Genomic DNA, 19,621 nt, shown 5'->3' with positions numbered 1-19,621 from the left:
CGGTGGAAGCCCTACTTGCCGCCGACAGCACAGCGGTCGCGGCAAGCGAGACGGCGGGTTGCGGGACCGCCTGTTGCGGTGAGCGCGGTGGCCAAAGTCGCTCCGGAGCCCGTCGCCAGCAGGCCGAATGGGGACGCAGACTGGCCCACGACCTCCATCGAGGACGGTGGCGGCCGGCCGTGGGTAACAGCGACGCCCATCTCGCCGGTCAGCTCGGTACGCCGCACACCGTGGTCCACGCCGAGGAGTTGAGCGGCGAGGCGGTGCTGGCCGGGGTCCGCGCGGGTCGAAGTTGGATCGCCGAGTCGACCGCCGTCACCCTCGATGTCACCGCCACCGCCGCAGGCCGGACAGGGGGAGTGGGCGAACGTCTGGCCGCCGACGGCGAGCCCATCGTGGTACGGGTGCAGGTCTGCGGGGTGCCGTCCGGCACGATCACCCTGCACACCGAGGGCGGCATCGTGCACCGTCATGCGCTGCCCGCCGACGGTGCGGGCGTCACGCAGTGGCGGACCAGCACGGAGGAGACGGCCTTCGTGCGCGTCGAGGTACGTCATCCGAACCTGCACATGGCCGCCCTCAGCAACCCGATCATCCTGACGTAGCGCCGCTCGCGTCGCCGTTTCGCCGAAACGGCGGGGTACGCGGCGGCGGGAAGCCGCCATTCCGGCGTAACGGAGTCGATCACCCCCCGCCCGATGACAGTGCGGTTCAAGAGGAGCCGACAGGGTTCAGGCGGCGCGGCACGCACTGGTTGTCCAGGTCGGTGCCGGTGAGCTGCGGGAACTGGTTGGCGCACCAACGGGCGACGGCCTCCTTCGAACTGCCCGGCGGGAGGGCGAAAGTGATCCAGAGCGGTTCGCCGCCGTACAGTTGCTGCCGCCCGTAGTCCGTGCTCAGCAGCAGGATCACCCGGGTCGCGCCGTCGAACCTGTTTCGCAGGTCAAGATGCTCGGCCACGATGTCCTGCGCGTAGAAGGTGTTCGAGCCGTTGGCCGCGATCTGGTTGGGGTCGACGATGCCCACCGTCTTGGAGGCCAGCTGGGCGACGTACCGGCCGTCCAGGGACACCGTCGGCAGATCCTGCTGACGGAACTGGTGCAACTGGGCCAGGGCCAGGTCCTCCGAATCGTCGAAGGTCGACTCGGCGGGTGCAGGGGTAGGGATGAGCGGGGTCGGCAGCCGCGCGTCCTCGGGGGGAAAATACTGCGGACCTCCGGCCGGGGAATCGGGATAGGAGGTACCGGTCGAGGTGTCGTCGTCGATCGATCCCACCGCGATGACGAGCGCCACGACCATCACCAGCAGGGTGACACCGGCCGCCGCGACCGCCTTGCCCATCGAGATTCCGCTCGACTGCGGGACCGCTTGGCCGGATGTGACCCACTCGCCACGCACCGGCGGCTGAGGGGGCGCGGTCCGTTCCGGCCCGGTCGCATTGAACGCAGCCGGGCCGCCGACCGGGCGACTCGACTGCGGCCTGCCGACGGGTGACTCCTGCGGCCTGCCGGCGGAGGACTCCGGTGGCAGCTCATCGGCCAGGTCCCCGACCAGGGCACGAACGTTCCAGATGACCCCGCCGTCGGGCTGCTGATCATTGTTCATCTGATACTCCTGGTCAGGTGTCTCCCGGGACGATCACCCGGCGGCGGCCACCGGCAGCCGGCGTACCGGCGGCACCGGAGGCCCCGGCGGGAATCGCCCGTTCCCGGCCCCAGGCCCGCAGCTCGGCGATCTCCTCGGGATGGGTACGGCTCAGGGGATTGGTGTTGATGAAGGTGTCCACGGCGAGATCGGGCCGCAGGCTGGCGGCGCCCTCGGTGTGGACCAGGTATCCCAGCTCGCGCAGCGCCGCTTCGATGTCGGAGCCGGCGAAGCCGTCGGAGGCGGCCACGAGCCGACCGACCAGTTCGTCGTCCGGTTCGGTGCGGAGGTAGCGGCCGTGGTAGAGCCGGATGATCTCCGCCCGTTCGGTCTCGTCCGGCAGGTCGACGAAGAAGAGTTCGTCGAAGCGCCCCTTACGCAGCAGTTCCGGTGGCAGGGAACGGACGTCGTTGGAGGTGGCCACGACGAACACCCGGGACCGTGACTCCTGCAACCAGTACAGGAACTGTCCAACCATGCGCCGGCTCACTCCGGTCGTGTCGTACTGCCCGGAGAGGCCCTTCTCGATCTCGTCGATCCAGAGCACACAGGGCGCGGTCCGGTCGGCCATCTCCAGGGCCTCCCGCAACCGGGCCTCGGACTGCCCGACGTACATGCCGAGAATGGCGGCGAAGTCGAGGCGATACAGCGGTAGTCGCCACTGGGCGGCCACCGCCTTGGCGGAGAGGGACTTTCCGCAGCCGGGTACCCCGACCAGCAGGACCCCCCGTGGTGGGCGCAGCCAGGTCTCCCGCAGGTCGGAGAGCATCACCTTGTGGCGGCGGTCCAGCCAGGTACGGAGCTGTTGCAGACCGCCGATCATGTGGTCGGCCGCCCCCAGCGGGACACGTTCCAGGCCGGCCAGGTCGGAGAAGTGCTTGTCCTTGACCTCGGTGAGCCGATCGAGATCCTCCCGGTGCAGGCGGCCGGCCGTGGCGATGGTGGCGAGGATGTTCACCGCGGTGCCCTCGGGGACCCCGACCAGGAACTGGGCGGCGCGTCGGGCGTCGGCCGCGGTCCAGTCGATGGTGATCGCGCCCTGCTGCTCCTTGAGGAAGCCGACCACGATGTCGTACATCTCGTCGACGTTGGGCTGCTCCAGGGTGATGCTCATGCCCAGCCGTTGCAGCCCGCTCCACAACGGGGTGTCGGTGATCAGGACGATGCTGCCGGAGTGGTCGTCGGCCAGGCGGGCCAACTCCGCCAGGTGACGGGTGACCGAGGAGTCGGAGTCGAGCATGTCCGGATCCACGAAGGCGGTCGTCGCCTGGGCCCGCCGGGTGAACTGACTGGCGGCGAAGTCCATCGCGGCCACCAGCGACCGGTCGTCCTGCAGGGAGTTGTTGGTCCGCAGATCCCGCAGGCCGGTGGCCCGGGTGTAGATGGAGAAGGGCAGGTTGAGCCGACGGGTGCTGGAGGCCACCTCGCGCAGCAGCCGCACGGCGCGTACCTGCTCGGGGGTCCGGATGCCGATGAGGGGGACCCGTGCGGCGATGTAGCTGTCGAGGTCCCGGCGGGCCTCGTCGTAGTGGGACAACGGGCGCTCCTCAGGTCGGTCGTACGGGAGGATCGACGATGATCCGGCGGCCCGATTGGGCCGGGGCGGCGGCCCAGCCGGTCCCGGCGGCCGAGCGGTCCTGCACGGTCAGTGGGTTGTCGCGCAGGGTGCGCAGTCTGGCCTCTACGAGCCGGTCGTCGAGCCCGGCCCGGCGGGCGTCGTCGATGCCGTCCTCCAACGCCCGCTGGACCAGGCGGATCTGTTCGTCGACCTGATCGCGTAACGCTCGCGCCAGCTTCCCGGGCAGGGCGGGATGACCCGCGACGGCCCGGATGGTGGTCAGTCCGCGCCGGGCCTGGGTCAGGGCACGGGCCATCTCGAACTCGTCACGGGTCGCGGCCATGGCGTCGATCAGCGCATCGGCCCAGGTCTGCAATCGGTGCGCCAGGGCATCGGTCAGTCGGGTGACCAGCCGCAGCCAGACTTCCGCCGGGTAGTCCTGCTCCACCAGGGTCGGCAGATCGGTCAGGTCACCGGCGGCCCCGGCCCGCCACTGCTCGAGGAAGGCGGCCCACCGCTGGTAGCCGCCGTCACCGACCAGCACCGGTCAGCCCTGCCGAGGGCGGCGGATCACCATTTCGCCCGGCGGCATCGGCTCCCAGTCGGGCAATCCCTCGGCGATGCGGCGTACCCGATCGGTTTTGCGTTGACGCGGAGGTGTGGGCTGCCGGGCCCACGGCACCACCTCAGCTTCGACGGGCGTCTGGTCGGCGCTGTCGGTCGACGGCATGTCAGTTCTCCTCAAGGGGGTCGACCGCGCGACGCTCGTGCGGGCTGCGAGGTGCGCCCGCCGTGGCGAGGTTGGCGATCAGCTCTTTCACCTGCGTCTCCTTGCCGTCGGCTGCGCTGAACCGGCTGGTCCAGTCGGTCAGCTCGGCCCCGGCGGCCCGCAGCATGAGCACGGAGTCCTTCTTGGCCGCCGCCACCCGTGCCCGAGCCTTGTCCTGGCCGGCGCGGGCCTTGTCGGCTTCCCCCTTGAGGTAGACCAACCAGGCGACCCCGCCGAAGACGGCGATCACGATGCCCAACCCCACGTTGCTGGCGGCGGAGACGAACAGCAGGACGAGAATGAGCACCACGGCGGGCACGATGAGCCGTTGACCCCACCGAAAGGCCAGGCTGTTGAGGTACGGCTGCGCGTACCGGTCCCAGTGCTGGTCCAGCGACCGTTCCAGGGCGTTCATCGGCTGGTCGAAGGAGCCCGTCCAGGCAGGTGGTTGAAATCCGGCGAGCCCGGCGCTGCCGCCCAGGTCGAATCGCATCTGGACCTTCGCGGGCATCGCCAGGCGGTAGTCGCGGGTGAAGGCGGTGTGCGCCTCGTCCATCCAGACGTGACAGAAGGCCACGGCCAGCCGCTGGGTCTGCATAGACACCCCGATGCCCTCGGGTTCGAGTGCCGACTGGGTCTGGATGGTCAGATAGTCGCGGGTGTCGTCCAGGGTGGTGGTCTCGGAGAGGGTGGCCTCGGCCGCTGCCAGGTCACCACCGGCGCGGACGATCGACTCGTTGGCGGCGAGTTCCCGACGCAGTGGCAGTTCCTCGTGGTCGTACTCGTCGACCAGCCGGTCGAGGATGTCGTCGATGGCGTCCTCGATGCGGCTGTTCGGCGGCGCCTCCGCGTCCATCAGCGCGGTGTACCGGTCGATGATCGACTGATGGGCCTCCGCACCGGCCAGGACACGTTGCAGCTGGGGCCACTGGGGCGAGGCGGTCGCCAGGCGGGGGAACTCTGCGGCGATCCCATCCACCCGGACGTGGGTCTCCATCTCCCGGCGCCAGCGGTTGACCTGGGCGACCATCGACTCCTTGTCGTCGAGCAGCAGGCGACGCCAGGTGTCCAGTCGGTCCCGGACCACCTCCATGCCGGCCGGTCCGAAGGCGCCCTGGGCGATGGCCTCCAGGATCACCGCGAACTCGCGGTTGAGGGCCTTGGGGTCCTGCGCGTCGAGGTAGTGCCGTAGCCACCGGGCGGCGCTGGCCAGCCGTCCCTGCCGACGCAGGACGAGCATCATGAACAGGGAGGTGCGATGCGGGGAGCGGCGGTACGCCTCCTCGACCGCCCGGACACACAGATCCGGATCGTCACCGGCCCAGGAGGCGAGCGCGACCAGCACCGGGGCCAACCAGTAGCGGGGGGTCTGCACCATCAACTGGTCGCCCACCGCCCGGACGGACTCCTCGCTGACCAACCCGAGGTCGAACGACTGGAGCATGCCGACCGCGGTCCGGCGGACCACCTTGTGATGGCCGAACTGATGCTCAAGGTCGCCCTTGAGGGTGTTGATCGCGATCTCGGCGCGTTGCAGGTTGGCGGTCCGCTCCGCCTGCTCGACGAAGCGGAGGAAGTCGGTGCGTAGCGCCAGGAGTTCCTCCCGGGCGGCCGTCTGCTGTTGCCCGAGTTGGACGACATGGTTACCCACCAGGCCCAGGGTGCGGTCGAGGTCGACCAGCATCCGCTTCGCGTCACGGACTTCGCTACGTATCGCGTTCAGTTCGGACATGATTCTCCGGCTCACGTGTCAGGAGGGGGAGGGGCAGGCGTTCCCGGTATCGGGGTGAAATGTGGTTCCGGCCGCGATTGATGGTCCCATGGACGGTACTGGTAAATGTTCTGGCCGCTGCTTCGACTGAAGGGATTGAATGAGTGTCCAAACGGGTGCCGGAAACTGTGTCCGGGTGAAGCTGATCATTCATCGTCAACTGACGTTCGGCTGAACGTCCCGGCCGGGAGGCCGGGGTGTCATCGCCCCGCAGGGCAGTGTGGCGGGAGACGGTGCCGACCCGTCGGGGTGGCGGCTGGCCCCACCTCGGCCGTTTGCCGCCGTCCGAAGTGGGGCCAGGGGAGCCTGACGGGCTGCGCTCGCTCCTGCTGTTGCGTCAGGGCTGAGCCTGACACGCCCTGGCCTGCCGGATCCCGCATTTCTACGGGATTCCCGTGACGGGGTCGGATCATCGTGGGGGATGCCCGGGTTATCTGACGGCCGGCCGGAATCTGTCGACTGGGCGACACTTCCGTTCCCGTTCTCACGGTTTCGGTGATGATCGGAGCCCGCACGGGAAACTCATCGGTCGTGTGCGTCCCGACGCCATTTCCATGGCATCCCACGAGAGTGACATCGGGTGCCCGTACGGCCGTTGTTGGTTGCCGACTAATGGACGAACGGTGGATTGGAGGGGCGATGACCGGAAACCAATCGACGCAGCCGGAGGAGGACCGGCTGCGACCCTCCGAGGTGCTGGCTCGACTGTCGCTTCGACCGGACCAGGTGCGGGGGGTCGACGAACCGGATTCCACCTTCGACGCCGGCACGGTCAGCTGTAGCCGCCCCCTGATCTTCCCGGTGCCGGTCGAGGATCTGCCGGTCGAGCTGCGCCGCCGTGCACAGGCCTCCGGACGGCACTACTACGGGCTGCTGGTCGCCTTCGACCTGACCGAGCCGCCGGACGCCCGGCGTTACACCTCGGTCCGGTTCGAGGTCACCCTCGATGACGAGGAGTCCCTGGCGGTACGGCTGGACCGGGACGGCGGCACCCTCGGCCTGAGCTACACCGCCGCCTCCCCGCAGCCGTTGACCCCGGCCGCCGACCGGGCCATCCACGCCGCCGGCACCCGGCAGGGCTGGCTGCTCCGCCTGGCCGCCCGCTCCGGCCGTCCCCGAGCATGGTCCTTCGGCCTGCACCGGCATCGGTTCGGCTGGACCTACGAGGATCCCTCCGGGGCGATGTTCCTACCGCTGACCTACGGGATGCACGCCCTGATCGAGGTGCCCCCCTCGACCCGGTTCCTGTCCGGGCGTATCGGGTTGCGGGTGGAGACCCTCGGCACCTGGCGGCAGCGGCCGGTACGCCGGTCCGCCACCCTGGTGGACTCGATCACCTTCGGCGAGGCCCTGCCGGAGAACACCGTACCGAGTGGCGCGGCCGTGCGACTGTGCCTGGCCGCCGACGTGACCGGTTACAGCCGCCGGCCGAACCACCTGGCCGAACGGACCCAGTCCTGGCTGGTGCGGGCCCTGGCCGAGGCCCGCGCCAACGCCGGCCTGGACGAGGCCACCGTCGTGGTGCAGGCCCAGGGCGACGGGCAGTTCGCCGTCCTGCCGGTGGGCATCGACGAGTCGCGGGTGATCCCGGACCTGATCGAAGGTCTGGCCGAAGCCCTGCGCCGCACCAATCACGGCCTGAGCGCCGAGGAACGGGTACGGCTGCGGGTCGCGCTGCACCGTGGCCTGATGAAACCGGCCGACAGCGGCTGGGTGGGCACGGCGGCGATCGCGGTGCACCGGATCCTGGACAGCCTGCCGCTGCGGGCCGCCATCCGGGACACCCCGGCCGCCGACTACGTCCTGGGCGTACCCGACCTGCTCTACCAGGACGTCATCCGGCACTCGGCGGTTCCCCCGCTGCCCCACCAGTTCACCGAGATCACCATCGACCTGCCCGACAAGGGCTTCGTCGAACACGGCTGGCTGCATGTGCCGGTGGGGAGCCGATGATGACCAGGCGGGTCTTCGCGCTGCTGGTCGGGATCGACCGCTACCAGGCCGTGGGCCCGCTTCAGGGATGCCACAACGACGTGCTCGCGGTGCGGGACTATCTGCGGGTACGCGCCGGAGTGAGCGACCCGCAGGCCATCCGGCTGCTGGCGAACGAGGATGCCACCCGCAGCGCGGTCATCGCAGGCCTACGTGAGCACCTGGGCCAGGCCGGGCCGGGCGACACCGCCCTGTTCTGGTTCAGCGGGCACGGCTCCTGGGCTCCGGTGCCGCAGGAACTGTCCCACCTGGAGCCCTCCGGTCGGATGCAGACCCTGGTCTGCCATGACAGCCGACACGACCAGGTGCCGGACCTCTACGACAAGGAACTGCTGCTGCTGTGCGACGAGATAGCCGGCACCGGGGCTCACCTGGCGGTCGTGCTGGACAGTTGCCACTCCCAGAGCGCCACCCGCGACCTGGTCCGCTACGCCCCCGCCTCGACCACCCCGCCGAGGCTGGAGGCGTTGCTGCCACAGTTGCGCCAGGTCCTTGCCCGGCCACCCACCCAGCATGTCGCACTGGCGGCCTGCCGGTCGAACGAGACGGCAGGGGAGACCTGGGCGGACGGACGGGCGTACGGATTGTTCAGCTGGTCCCTGCTGAGCGCCATGCGCCGGCTGGCGCCCTCGACGACCTACCGCGACCTGCTGGTAGCGGCGCGCTGCGAGGTGGAACGCCAGTCCCGGCAGCAGGTCCCGCAACTGGAACCGGTCACCCCCGGCATCGCCGACCAGCCCTTCCTGGGCGGACGGGTCACCCTGCCCGCCATCGGCATCCGGATGCGTCGGGTCCGGGGCGAATGGGAGATCGACGCCGGCTCCTGCCACGGGTTGTCCCTGGCCTCGCCCGAGCAGGACGTCCGGGTAGCCGTACCCGGGCCACTGCTGCGCGAGGCGCGGATCGCGCGGGTCCATCCGGAACGCAGCGTGGTCGCGCCGCTGGGCTGGGAACCCGACGAGGACACCCAGTACCCGGTGGTGCTGAGCCGGGCCCCGTTGCCGAGGGTCACCGTGGCGGTCGACGGCATACACCGGTCCGCAGCCGACTCGGTGCTCACCGCGTTGGCCTCGGCCGGGCCGGGGGGAGGACCCTCTCCGCACGTACGACCGGCCGAGGGCGGTGCCGACCTGCTGCTGGACGTACGCCTGCCGGACCGGGTACACATCCGGGACTCCGACGGGTTCCCGCTCTGCCCGGAGCTGGCCCTCGACGACGGCGGTCGACGGGTCGTCCTGGCCCTGGAACACCTGGCCCGGGTGCACCAGATCAAGGCCCTGGTGAACCCGATCTCCCGGCTGACGGGAGCGGTCGGCCTGGAACTGGTCGAGGCCCGCCCAGGTGAGCCGACGGCACCCGCGCACCGTCCGCCCCTGCTGCCGGGCGGAGACGGCACCCTGCATCTTCGCTACCGGTGGGAGCAGGGGAGTTGGCGACCCCCGACGGTCTTCATCCGACTGCGCAACAACAGCGACCGGCCACTCTTCTTCGTCCTGCTGAACATCACCGAACGGCACCGCGTCCACGCCACCCTCTTCGCCGGGGATCACGTCGCGCCCAGGCAGGTCGGGGCGGCGCTGTACGGGCGAGCGGTCGAGTTCACCCTGCCGGCCGGCGACCCGGTGCGACCGGGGGCCCGCACCCGGGACTGGCTGTTGCTGCTGGCCGCCGAGGAACAGTTCAGCTCCGCTCCGTTCGAGCTGCCGGCGATCGAGGACATCTCGCCCGACCGGAGGCGTAGCCCGCTGGCCGTCGCCGGTCTGCTGGGCCGACTGGGGCTGGCCGCCGTTCACCGGGACGCCGGTGTCGCCGGCGCGGGCGCCAGCGACTGGATCACCCTGGCCGTGCCGGTGGTCACCGAGGTGCCCGCCGGTAGCCGTGCCCAACCGGCCGGTGAGCGTCGATGAACGGCTACGAGGAGGTCGAGGAGGTACCCCTCGACGACTGGATCGTCCACCTGACCGTCCTCGCGGCCTCCCCCACCCCCGCGGAGGACCCCGCCGAACTGGCCGGGCTGCTCGGGCAGGCGTACGCCGAACGCTACGCACGCGACCAGGACGAGGATTGCCTCCTGGCCGCCATCGTCGAGTTCGACCGGGCGTTGACCCGTGCGCCCCACCACGAGCAGGCGCCCTTCTGGCACTGGGCGAAGGGCATGTCCCACCTGGAACGGACCTGGCTCGACGACGACAACACCGACCACGAGGGCGCGGTCCGGCACCTGATCGAGGCGTACCGGGGGTGGCCGCCGGACGACGCGGAACGCGAGGACGTGGCGGAGAGCCTGCTGGAGGCGATCTGGAACCGGTACCTCTGGCGGTACGCGCAGAGTGAGACGCCGCAGGCCACGATCGAGTACGGCGTCGAAGCCATGCAGGACCTCGAGGTGGTGCTCTCCGCCCCCTCCGGTGAGGAGTCCACGGCGTACGCCCGAATGCTGCTGGGTGTGCTCCTGCTGAACCGGTACGACCACGCCGGCCAGGAGGTGCCGGACCTGGATCAGGGGATCGCCCTGCTGGCCGAGTCGCTGGCCCGGCTGTCACCGGACACCACCTCCCACTACTTCCTCGCCTGCACGGAACTGGTGGCGGCCTACCTGGAGGCGGCCGGTCTGCGCGAGGACCGGACGAGCGTGGAGTCGGCGATCCAGGCCGCCGACCGGGCGTTGGCGGCCTGCCCACCCGGTGAGGCCATGCGGCGTCACCTGCTCCGCCACCAGGCCGAGGCGTACGCCGCCCGGTGGCGTCTGGACCCGGACCCGGCGAACCTGACCCGGGCGATCGACCGCTCGCGAGCGGTGTGCGTGGAGGATGACGATCCTGCCCGCGGGCTGGTCCTCGCCGAGCTGCTGCACGCCCTCGGCGACCTCGACAGCCTCACCGAGGCGGTCGCCCTGTTGGAACGGGCACTGCCCTCGGTACCCCGACCGCTGTGGGTGTGGCTACAGCTCGGCTCGACACACCTGGCGCGCTGGGAGGCCGCCGAGGTGCCGGGCAGCCTGGACGCGGCCGCCCGCTGTCTGGACCGGGCCCTGGCCGAGGAGGGAACGCCGGACGAACTGCTGTCGGTGCACGCCACGCGGGTGGTCGTCGCCAAGGCCCTGCTGGACCACGAGCATGCCCGGGACCCCGATCTCGCTCCACCCAGCCTGCGTCGGGTGCGGGAGATCCTCGACGACGGGGGACGCGCACTGGATGACGCGCCGGAGAGCAGCCCACGAGACCGGGCTCTGCTGGCCGCCGTACTGCTGCGCTGCGAGTTCGCCTATCTCCTGCAGGCGCTGGTCGAGCCGGACTCGCCCAGGATGCATCATCTGTTGGCCGTGGGGCGAATGGCGGGTGCGGACCCGCCTGCGGAGATCACCATGGTGCTGGACTTGGCCGAAGGGATTCTGCGGCATTTCGACCAGGTCCGCGGCAGCGGCAGTAACCCGGATGATGGCCTGCAGGCATTCCTGCGCGTCGTTGCCGACGAGCGGTTGGCCGAGGCCGACAGAACCCCCCTCCGGGCGTTGTTGCCGAACTTCCTGCAGGCCCGAGCCGCTCGATACTGGGATCACCGCGCACACCGTGCCGCGCAGGCTATGGCGGTTGCCCTCGCACGCGGTCAGTCCCAGACGGCAGCCGTGATCGAGGCCCAGGTGCTGGCGGCCGTGTCGGAGGCGATCGATCGGGCCCGCCTGGGGGATGTGCAGGGGATGCGGTCGGCGACCCGGCGAGCCGTTGCGCTGCGGCGTCGGCTCGGCCCGTCGCGGCTGAACGCAGCCCTGCTGGATCCACTGGTCCACGTCTGTGAAGACCTGGTGGACAACATCGACGGCCGAGAGATCCGGCCGCAACCGCCGGTTCCGCTGCCACCGGGTCCTCCCATCCACTCCGCAACCCTCTCGGTTCTGGTCGGCGGGGTCCAGGTCGTGACCGCCGTCCGGCGCGCCGACCTGCCGCTGCTGCGCCAGTGGGCGGACCATCTGACCGACCTTGCCGGCCGTTTCCCGCCACGCCATGTCTTGCGGGTGGGGAGTCTGGCGACGGCCGCGAAGGCCCGCATTTCCCTGGCGATCCTTGGACAGCGGCAGGCCGCCTCCGCCTCCGCCGTCGCCCTTCTGGAGCAGGCGACGGCGGAGGCAGGGACCAACATGGCGGTCTGGGTCGAAATGGTGCACGACCTTGCGTACGCTCTGCGCCTGGCTGGTGACCCTGACCGGGCGCGGACCCGGCGCCTCGGGCTCGACGGCCTGCAGGGCCGTGCCCGACGGGTGCTTTTACAGGCGGGCACGGATTACGCCATGGACACCGTCCGGGAGGCCGCCGCGACCGCTACCACCGTCGCCAGGTGGTGCCTCCAGGACCAGGCCGACGACGACCTCGTCACCGCCCTCGACGCGGGGCGTGGCTTGGTCCTGCACGCCGCCACCGCCTCCCGCAACATAGCCGACCTGCTGAAGGAGGCCGGGCAGGCCGAGTTGGCCCGGGAATGGCGACAGACCGGGGGACTGGGCCGTGACCAGCTCACCGGCGACGCCCTCGGTGCGGTGTTCGCCGGGAATGAGGTCCCCGACGACCTGCGGTTGCGGGTGTTGCACGCACTCGACCTGACCACCCACGGCCCGCTGGCGCAGGTACGCCCCGGCGAGATCAGCAGCGCCCTCACCGAATTGGGGGCCGACGCCCTCGTCTATCTGGTGCCGGCCTCGCACCCGGTGCCGGGCCTGGCCGTGGTGGTCCCCAGGGTCGGTCAGATCGAGATCCTCGAACTAGGCGACCTGGTGACCGACGACAGCGCGCCGGTACGCAGGCTACTGCGAGCCGCCTTCGGTGCCGACCTCACCGAGTCGGGGGGTCGAGCGCCCCGAAATGCCGGTCCGGTCGGTGCGCCCGGTGATGCCGGTCTGTTTGGCGGGCCCGGTGATGCCGGTCCGGTCGAGGGGCCCCGTGATGCCGGTCCGGTTGGTGGGCATCGTGCACCGTCGGCGGGAACCGCCATCGACGACCTGTGCCGGTGGGCGTGGCGGGCTGCCATGAGCCGCCTGGTGGCGTACCTGCGGCCGCCGGGTTCGGCGGGCCGGGCCCGGGTGGTCCTCGTCCCGATGGGCGTACTCGGGTTGGTGCCCTGGCATGCCGCCTACCGCGAGACTGCGTCCGGTCGCCGCTACGCCGTACACGACCTGATCGTCTCCTACAGTCCCTCCGCCCGACTGCTCTGTTCCGCCGCAGCGCGCCCGGTGCAGCCGGTCCGCTCGGCTCTGGTGGTCGGGGATCCGCTCGGTGACCTGCCGTTCGCCGGCATCGAGGCCCAGGCTATCCACGGACGGTTCCACCCCGAGGGGCGCTATCTCGGCGGACCGGCCGACGATCCGGAGCACCTGGCACGTCCGCAGGCCGTCCTGGAGTGGGTACGCACGGTCAGGGCGGGATCATCCCTGCTGCACCTCGCCTGCCACGGGCGCGTCGACCCGGCCCGACCAGCCGACTCACACCTGGTGCTGGCCGGTGGTCTGCTGCCGGCCCGTGAGCTGTTGGAGGTTTCCCGGGTGGCCGCCCTCGACCTGGGCCAGGTGTTCCTCGCCGCCTGCACGACGAACCTCGCCGGCGGGCTACCCGACGAGGCGTTCAGCCTGTCCACCGCCTTCCTGGCGGCCGGCGCCCAGACGGTCTTCGGCTCCCTGTGGTCGGTGCCCGACGTGGGCACCTCCCTGCTGATGTACCAGGTCCACCACTTTCTGCATGAACAGGGATGTGCACCGGCTGAGGCGTTGCACCGGGCCCAGCTGTGGATGCTGGACCCGGACCGTGAACCGCCCGAGGGGATGCCGGCGGAACTGGCCATCCACTGTTCCCGCGTCGACAACGCCGCGCCGCTGGCCTGGGCCGCCTTCACCCACCTGGGACGATGATCCGGTGACGGCGTCGGCCAGGTCTGCCGCCCGCTGCACCCTCGATCGCGCACCTGCGGGCGGTACGAGGGCAGGGGCTAACACGAGATCTTGGACAGTTTCCGTTAGCGCGTAACGCCAACTGTCCAAGATCTAGCGGCGGACGGTGTTCGGAGGCCTCCGGAGGAGCCAGCGGTCACGATCCGGGTTGCTCTGGAAACCCCGCAGCATGCGTTGCATCCACCAGCTCTTGAAGTTGACCGAGCACGACTGCTTTCTGCCCGGTGTCGGGAAGCTGTGCCTCGCCCGCCGAGACCAGGCCGCTGCGCAGATGCCCGATGATCTCCTGTTGCGCGGAGCCAGGCAGCTCGTGCAGCCACAACGATCCCAGGTTGTTGTCCACGATCTCCTGTAGCTGCTCCGCTGTGGCGCGGTCGGAGAGGCGGGAGATCAGGAACTCCAGTGTCCAGTCGAAGAGTCCTCCGGTGGCGGTCCAGTCCACCCCGGGCCGGAGCACGATGAGGCCAGCCATCACTTCCCCACGATGAAGACACGCGGAGCAAGACCACGGTCGGCGATGAAGCGCTCGACCTGCGCAACCTGCGACGCTGTGGGCGGTGCCGGTCAGGGTGCTCACCCGTGCCGACAGGGCCCTGGCCCGGTGGGCCCGGTCGGCGAACGACGCCTCCCACTCGTCGAGGCGGCGTCGCGTGGCGTCCAACGCAGCCTCGTCCGCCCACATGCGAGCCTCCCCGGACTCCGCCGACCGCCAGAAGCGAGATCGCCGTCACGTTACCAACCGGTCGCGCTGCGTGCTGTCCCGCGCGACCCCATGCCTGTTCCGACTGATCGACATCGACGACCACCTCGCCGGGACGGGACATAAGCCGCGCGCCCCGACGCGCCGCCAACACCATCAACGCCGACCCTGCGCGCCGGCCGACCCTGCGCGCCGCCGATGCTGCGCGCCGGCTGACCCTGCGCGCCGCCGGGTCTGGCGATCGTGTGCCGAGGTGCCCGGTCAGGGTGGGCCAGAGGTCCCGGTCGGCCGGGTCGGGCAGCACTGACCTGCCCGGTGGCATCCGGCATAGCGTGAACGCGCAAGCCTTACAGAGGAGGTCGTGATGCGGGCCTGGCAGGTGGAAGACGTGATGACGAGGGACGTCGCCACGGTGGTGGAGCAGACGCCGTACCGGAAGATCGTCGATCTGCTTGCCGAACGGCGGGTCAGTGCGGTGCCGGTGGTGGACGACTTCGGACACGTCCGGGGTGTGGTGTCCGAGGCGGATCTGCTGCACAAGGTGGAGTGGATGGGGGAGCCGCACGAGCGGCGGATCTTCGAGGGTTCCCGGCTGCGCAGGACCCGCCGCAAGGGTGAGGCCGGCATCGCTCGGGAGCTGATGACGGCCCCGGCGGTGACCACCTCCCCGCACACCTCCCTGGTGGCCGCGGCCAAGCTGATGGACCGCGAGCAGGTCAAGCGACTTCCGGTGGTGGACGACCTGGGTCGGGTGGTCGGCATCGTCACCCGTTCCGACCTGCTGCGGGTGCACCTGCGTCCGGACGCGGACATCCGCCACGACGTGGTGCAGGAGGTGCTGCGCCGGGTCCTGGCGGTGCGCGCGGGAGCCGTCCGGGTGGAGGTACGCGACGGTGTGGTGACCATGCGCGGACGGCTGGACCGGCGTTCGGCGGTGCACATCGCCGGGCGGCTGGCCGCCCGGGTGAGCGGTGTGGTGGAGGTGGTCAACGAGTTGGATTACGACTTCGACGACAGTGAACTGCCCCCCGTCCCGTCCTTCCCGGTGCAGCCGACCCGCGTGTAGGTCGTAGCGCACTCGGCCGGGCCCGGCCGGAAGACCCCCGTGGTCTTCCGGGCCGGGCCCGGCCTGCTTCCGCGAGGAAGACCCGCAGGTCAGGTGCCGTCGAAGCCGGCCAACCAGAAGGCCGCGAAGCCGAGCAGGGCCAGGGGGAGGGAGGTGGCCAGCGCGAGCAGCCGGGACCGGGCGGTGCGGCCGGCGAGGACCACGACCAGGATGGCCAACCCGACCTTGATCAGGGCGTCCCAGAGCGGTGCGATGCCGTAGTTGGGGTGGTTGATGCGGCGGGCGTCGATCAGGGCCTCGGCCAGGAGCACCGCGCCGGGCAGGGCCAGGCCCACGGTCTGCCACCAGCCTCGGCCGCGTGCCCAGACCCCACCGACCCCGAAGATCACTCCGGCGAGGACCCCGAAGCTCATCCAGAGCAGTGAGGTCGGTGCCCACAGGATCGCCCAGTCGTCGCCCTGGATGAGCGCCGCCGCCAGGTAGTAGCCGGGTACCGCGATGACGAGCGCGGCGGCGCCGCCGAGGGCCGCGCGCACCCAGCCGGTACGCACCCAGTAGCCGAATCCGAAGGCGGCCACCGCCCAGACCGCACTGGAGTTGCCCAGTTCGGCGACGGGATAGGGCAGGAACTTGATCCAGATGAAGTCGAGGATGCCGAGCAGCAGTCCGCCGAGCACGGCGGTGAGCGCGACGGTGCGGTGCGCGGGGTGGGGTCGCATGATCCAGCAGCATACCGGGTATGCACAAGCGCCCGTGACGGCCGGGGCGTGGTCGCGGCACCTCGCGGTAAGTCGGGCGTCAGCGCACGAAGGCGGTATGTCAGCGCAGCGAGGCGTACGCCAGCGGGACCCTGGCCCCGTCCCAGGCGCCGCTGAGGGTGGCGGCCGTGTCGGTCGGTGCCTCGCCGCTGGCCGCGTCCGGTCGCCGGATCAGGGTCAGCCGCACGGTGTCGGTGACGATCAGGGTCAGCGGCCCGTCCACCACCCGGCGTACCTCGCCGACGGCCGGCACCTCGATACCGCCCGGGTCACTGGTGATCTCCATGCTCGGCGGGCGCACCTCACGGTGGCCGTCGACCTCGTAGTACTCCTCGGCCTGCCCGCTGCCGGCCAGGACGGCCTCGGCCAGAGCCGCCGCGTACACCCCGTCGGCGCAGGCGTCGTAGATCCAGCGGGTGCCGAGCACGGAGTGCTCCATGGTGCCGAGCAGCCAGGCGTCGGCGCCCGACAGCGGCGCCCCGCGGTAGGTCAGCGGCACCTGGTGCACCGGGCCGGCTCCGGCGCGTACCAGCAGGGTCTCTATGCCGACCTGACCGGCCGGGTCGTCGAACCGGTACGCGGCCACCCGCACCAGTTCGGCGGCGGCGTCCCCCTGGTACCAGTCGCGGCTGGGCAGCCAGGCGGCCACGAGTTCGAGTCTGGTGGGGCGGGCGTGGGCCCGGTGCAGCAACGCCATGCGGGGCATCGTAGGCCCGTTGGCGCCCCGGCGTGCTCCCGTGGCGGTCGGGGTGTGCGGCGACGGTCAGCGGGTAACCGAGGGCTCCCACAGGGCGAAGGAGGGGAGGTGGCCGTGACGGATCTCGGTGCGCAGGTCTCGTACCTCGTGCTCGCCGACGGCACCGCGGTCTACGCTCCCGACTCGGCGTACCTCGGGGTGGTCGAGCATGTTGTCGCCGACGAACGGCAGGACATCTTCCACGGGGTGATCGTCAAGCTGCCCCGGGACCATGACCCGCACCGCTTCGCCCACCGCGACCAGATCGCCGCCCTGCACGAGCGGGGGGTGGTGCTGTCGGTGCCGGCCGGGCAGTTGCCCGAGCTGAGCGCGGACCGGCCGGCCGAACAGGTCGAGGAGGCCGGCGACCCGGTACGGCTGGGTCTGCGTCGGGCCTGGGAGTGGCTGGTCCGACCGCACTGACCCCCGGGCTGCGTTGACCCCCGGGCTCAGGCCGGGTCGGTCTCGGCGTGCAGGGCCTGCTCCCAGATCGAGGACATCTCCTCGAAGGCGTGCTCCATGATCTGCACCATCGCCCGGCGGGCGCTGTCGCCGTCGTGTCGTTGGATCCCCTGGGCGACCTCGGCGTGCAGTTGGAGGGCCTGCTCGTGCGGGTAGTGCGGCATCAGGTGGTAGTGATGTCGGCCGATGAGCACCTCGGCGACCAGGTTCTGGAGTTTGACGAACATCTCGTTGCCGGAGGCCCGCAGCACCCGCTGATGGAACTCGATGTCCAGGCGCAGGAAGCGCTCCTCGTCCCCGGCCTTGCCGGCGGCCCACATCTTCGCGGCGAGCCCGACCAGCTCGCTGGCGTCGTCGTGGTCGACCCGTTGGGCGGCCAGCCAGGCGGCGTGCGGCTCGATGGCGGTACGCAGCTCGGTGATCGATCGGATCTGGGCGATGCGCCCGGCCGAGGCCAGTCGCCACCGGATCACCTGGGGATCGAAGACGTTCCAATGATCGGCTGAGCGGATCATGACCCCGACCCGGCGACGGGTCTCGATGAACCCCATCGACGCCAGCACCCGCAACACTTCGCGGATCACCGACCGGGAGACCGTGTAGCGGTCGACGAGTTCATCGATGTTGAGCACCGCGCCGGCGGTCAGCTCCCCGCCGCAGATGGCGGTGCCGAGGTGGTCGAGAACCCGTCCGTGCAGCCCAGCCTCGACTGGGGCGGCCTGTGCGGGTGCAACCCCAGATGAGGGCACAATCACGTCTCGGATCATATCAGTTAGGAGTACATCTTGTATAAGTCTGCTTTTTCGGCCTAGCATCCGGACGTTAAGCGGATGTAAAACCCCGTTGTCGTGCCCGTTCCCCCACGGTCGCGACCAACACAGAAGGAGAGACGGACGTGGGACGTCGGTCAAAAATCGGGATATCCCTGGCGATGGTGTCCGCCCTGACGCTGTCCGCCTGCGGCAGCGGTGACGACAGCGGCTCCTCGGACACCGTGCGGGTCACCCTGGTCAACCATGTCTGGACCGAGAACATCCGGAAGGCGTTGCCGGAGTTCGAGCGGGAGACCGGCCTCAAGGTCGAGGTCACCCAGCTCGGTGAGGACCAGCTGTCCGACCAGTACAACGTCAAGCTCAACGCCGGCTCCAGCGACATCGATGTGATGATGTACCGCCCGCTGCAGGAAGGCCGGCTGTTCGCCAAGAACAAGTACCTCGCCGATCTGACCGACAAGGCCAAGGGCAGCAGCGACTTCGACCTCGCCGACTTCCAGGCCGCGCCGCTGAGCACCACCACCTACGACGACAAGGTCGTCGGCGTGCCGATCATCACCGAGCAGCAGGTGCTCTACTACCGCAAGGACCTGCTGGAGAAGTCCGGCTTCAGCGCCCCGCCGCAGACCCTGGACGAGCTGAAGACCCAGGCCGCGAAGATCCAGGCGGACAACCCGGGTGTGGCCGGCTTCGTCGCGCGTACCGGCAAGGCCGCCGCGGTCACCCAGTTCTCCAGCTTCCTGTTCAGCTTCGGCGGCGACTTCGTCGACGAGTCCGGCAAGTCCGCGGTCAGCAGCGACGCCGCCAAGCAGGCGTACGCGTTCTACGGCGGTCTGCTGCGGGAGAACGGCCCGGCCAACATCAGCACCGACATGAGCTGGTCCGAGGCGATGGCCATCTTCACCCAGGGGCAGGCCGCCTTCTACCCCGAAGCGAACTCCCTCTACAAGAACGCCACCGACCCGGCCAAGTCGAAGGTCTCCGAGACCGTCGGGTTCGCGCCGTTCCCGGCCGGCCCGGCCGGCTCGAAGCCGTACAACGTGCCCTCCTGGGCGCTGGCCGTCAACGACGCCTCGAAGAACCAGGACAACGCCTGGAAGTTCATCCAGTGGGCGGCCGGTAAGGCGCAGACCCTGGAGCTCCAGAAGGCCGGTGTGCCGGGTGCCCGTACCTCGGTGTGGGAGAACCCCGAGGGCATCGCCACCTACCCGAAGGACATGGCCGAGGCGATCACCGTGAGCCTGGCCAACGGTGTCGGTCACGACCGTCCGGTGGTCGAGCGGGTCGCCCAGGCCCGCGAGATCGTCGGTCAGCCGATCGTCGACGCCATCACCGGCAAGGACGCCGCCGCCTCCGCCGAGGCCGCCGACCAGGCCTTCCAGAAGTTCCTGGACGACGAGGCCCGCTAAGTCCGGGCACGGGGGTGGTGGGGGCGTCGCCCCGCCACCCCCGTCCGGCCT

Annotated in this window: 16 protein-coding genes; 7 read left to right on the top strand and 9 right to left on the bottom strand. The window is 70.4% G+C overall.

Annotated features, from left to right (window positions below):
• The first annotated feature begins 2 nt into the window (after window positions 1–2).
• Window positions 3–605, top strand: a complete 603-nt coding sequence (locus tag ACLQ2T_RS14185) for a PHP-associated domain-containing protein (protein WP_425766539.1) — start codon at window positions 3–5, stop codon at window positions 603–605.
• Between the two features lie 106 nt (window positions 606–711).
• Here the strand turns inward: ACLQ2T_RS14185 and ACLQ2T_RS14180 are convergent, their stop codons facing one another.
• From ACLQ2T_RS14180 to ACLQ2T_RS14160, 5 genes are read right to left on the bottom strand one after another with little or no spacing between them, the layout of a single operon-like run.
• Complete coding sequence (locus ACLQ2T_RS14180; RefSeq protein ID WP_425766538.1) at window positions 712–1,605, bottom strand: hypothetical protein; 894 nt, start codon at window positions 1,603–1,605, stop codon at window positions 712–714.
• 13 nt (window positions 1,606–1,618) lie between these two features.
• Window positions 1,619–3,181 carry an AAA family ATPase gene (locus tag ACLQ2T_RS14175; RefSeq protein ID WP_425766537.1) on the bottom strand — a complete coding sequence of 521 codons (1,563 nt, stop codon included), beginning with the start codon at window positions 3,179–3,181 and terminating at the stop codon, window positions 1,619–1,621.
• Between the two features lie 10 nt (window positions 3,182–3,191).
• Window positions 3,192–3,746 carry a hypothetical protein gene (locus ACLQ2T_RS14170; RefSeq protein ID WP_425766536.1) on the bottom strand — a complete coding sequence of 185 codons (555 nt, stop codon included), beginning with the start codon at window positions 3,744–3,746 and terminating at the stop codon, window positions 3,192–3,194.
• Between the two features lie 3 nt (window positions 3,747–3,749).
• A complete protein-coding gene (locus ACLQ2T_RS14165; RefSeq protein ID WP_425766535.1) occupies window positions 3,750–3,932 on the bottom strand; it encodes a hypothetical protein in 183 nt (60 codons plus the stop codon).
• A gap of 1 nt (window position 3,933) precedes the next feature.
• On the bottom strand, window positions 3,934–5,703 hold the full coding sequence (locus tag ACLQ2T_RS14160) for a hypothetical protein (protein ID WP_425766534.1): 1,770 nt from the start codon (window positions 5,701–5,703) through the stop codon (window positions 3,934–3,936).
• A gap of 678 nt (window positions 5,704–6,381) precedes the next feature.
• Here ACLQ2T_RS14160 and ACLQ2T_RS14155 point away from each other — a divergent pair.
• The 3 genes from ACLQ2T_RS14155 to ACLQ2T_RS14145 are packed head-to-tail and all read left to right on the top strand — an operon-like array spanning window position 6,382 to window position 13,627.
• Window positions 6,382–7,695, top strand: coding sequence for a hypothetical protein (locus tag ACLQ2T_RS14155; protein ID WP_425766533.1), 1,314 nt, complete (start codon window positions 6,382–6,384; stop codon window positions 7,693–7,695).
• Window positions 7,695–9,641, top strand: a complete 1,947-nt coding sequence (locus ACLQ2T_RS14150) for a caspase family protein (RefSeq protein ID WP_425766532.1) — start codon at window positions 7,695–7,697, stop codon at window positions 9,639–9,641. Before ACLQ2T_RS14155 ends, ACLQ2T_RS14150 begins: the two co-directional genes overlap by 1 nt.
• Window positions 9,638–13,627 carry a CHAT domain-containing protein gene (locus ACLQ2T_RS14145; protein WP_425766531.1) on the top strand — a complete coding sequence of 1,330 codons (3,990 nt, stop codon included), beginning with the start codon at window positions 9,638–9,640 and terminating at the stop codon, window positions 13,625–13,627. Before ACLQ2T_RS14150 ends, ACLQ2T_RS14145 begins: the two co-directional genes overlap by 4 nt.
• A 175-nt stretch (window positions 13,628–13,802) precedes the next feature.
• Here the strand turns inward: ACLQ2T_RS14145 and ACLQ2T_RS14140 are convergent, their stop codons facing one another.
• The gene (locus ACLQ2T_RS14140; RefSeq protein ID WP_425766530.1) at window positions 13,803–14,108 is read right to left on the bottom strand and encodes a hypothetical protein; all 306 of its coding nucleotides are present in this window, start codon (window positions 14,106–14,108) and stop codon (window positions 13,803–13,805) included.
• 622 nt (window positions 14,109–14,730) lie between these two features.
• Here ACLQ2T_RS14140 and ACLQ2T_RS14135 point away from each other — a divergent pair.
• Entirely contained in the window at window positions 14,731–15,432 is a 702-nt protein-coding gene (locus ACLQ2T_RS14135) for a CBS domain-containing protein (RefSeq protein WP_425766529.1), read from the top strand.
• A gap of 89 nt (window positions 15,433–15,521) precedes the next feature.
• On the opposite strand, the gene ACLQ2T_RS14130 is transcribed toward ACLQ2T_RS14135, so the two are convergent.
• A complete protein-coding gene (locus ACLQ2T_RS14130) occupies window positions 15,522–16,151 on the bottom strand; it encodes a DUF6518 family protein (protein WP_425766528.1) in 630 nt (209 codons plus the stop codon).
• A gap of 100 nt (window positions 16,152–16,251) precedes the next feature.
• Window positions 16,252–16,887, bottom strand: a complete 636-nt coding sequence (locus ACLQ2T_RS14125; protein WP_425766527.1) for a CG0192-related protein — start codon at window positions 16,885–16,887, stop codon at window positions 16,252–16,254.
• A gap of 108 nt (window positions 16,888–16,995) precedes the next feature.
• Between ACLQ2T_RS14125 and ACLQ2T_RS14120 the strand changes: the two genes are divergently transcribed.
• Complete coding sequence (locus tag ACLQ2T_RS14120; RefSeq protein ID WP_425766526.1) at window positions 16,996–17,349, top strand: hypothetical protein; 354 nt, start codon at window positions 16,996–16,998, stop codon at window positions 17,347–17,349.
• A gap of 26 nt (window positions 17,350–17,375) precedes the next feature.
• On the opposite strand, the gene ACLQ2T_RS14115 is transcribed toward ACLQ2T_RS14120, so the two are convergent.
• Entirely contained in the window at window positions 17,376–18,143 is a 768-nt protein-coding gene (locus tag ACLQ2T_RS14115; RefSeq protein ID WP_425766525.1) for a FadR/GntR family transcriptional regulator, read from the bottom strand.
• A 176-nt stretch (window positions 18,144–18,319) separates the two neighbouring features.
• Here ACLQ2T_RS14115 and ACLQ2T_RS14110 point away from each other — a divergent pair, with 176 nt between their 5' ends.
• The gene (locus ACLQ2T_RS14110) at window positions 18,320–19,570 is read left to right on the top strand and encodes an ABC transporter substrate-binding protein (protein WP_425766523.1); all 1,251 of its coding nucleotides are present in this window, start codon (window positions 18,320–18,322) and stop codon (window positions 19,568–19,570) included.
• Window positions 19,571–19,621: the final 51 nt, after the last annotated feature.

This window comes from Micromonospora sp. DT229 (genome assembly GCF_049844505.1).
Lineage (GTDB): Bacteria > Actinomycetota > Actinomycetes > Mycobacteriales > Micromonosporaceae > Micromonospora.
Note: the sequence above shows the minus strand (reverse complement) of the source record. Positions and strands in the feature narration are given on the sequence as shown.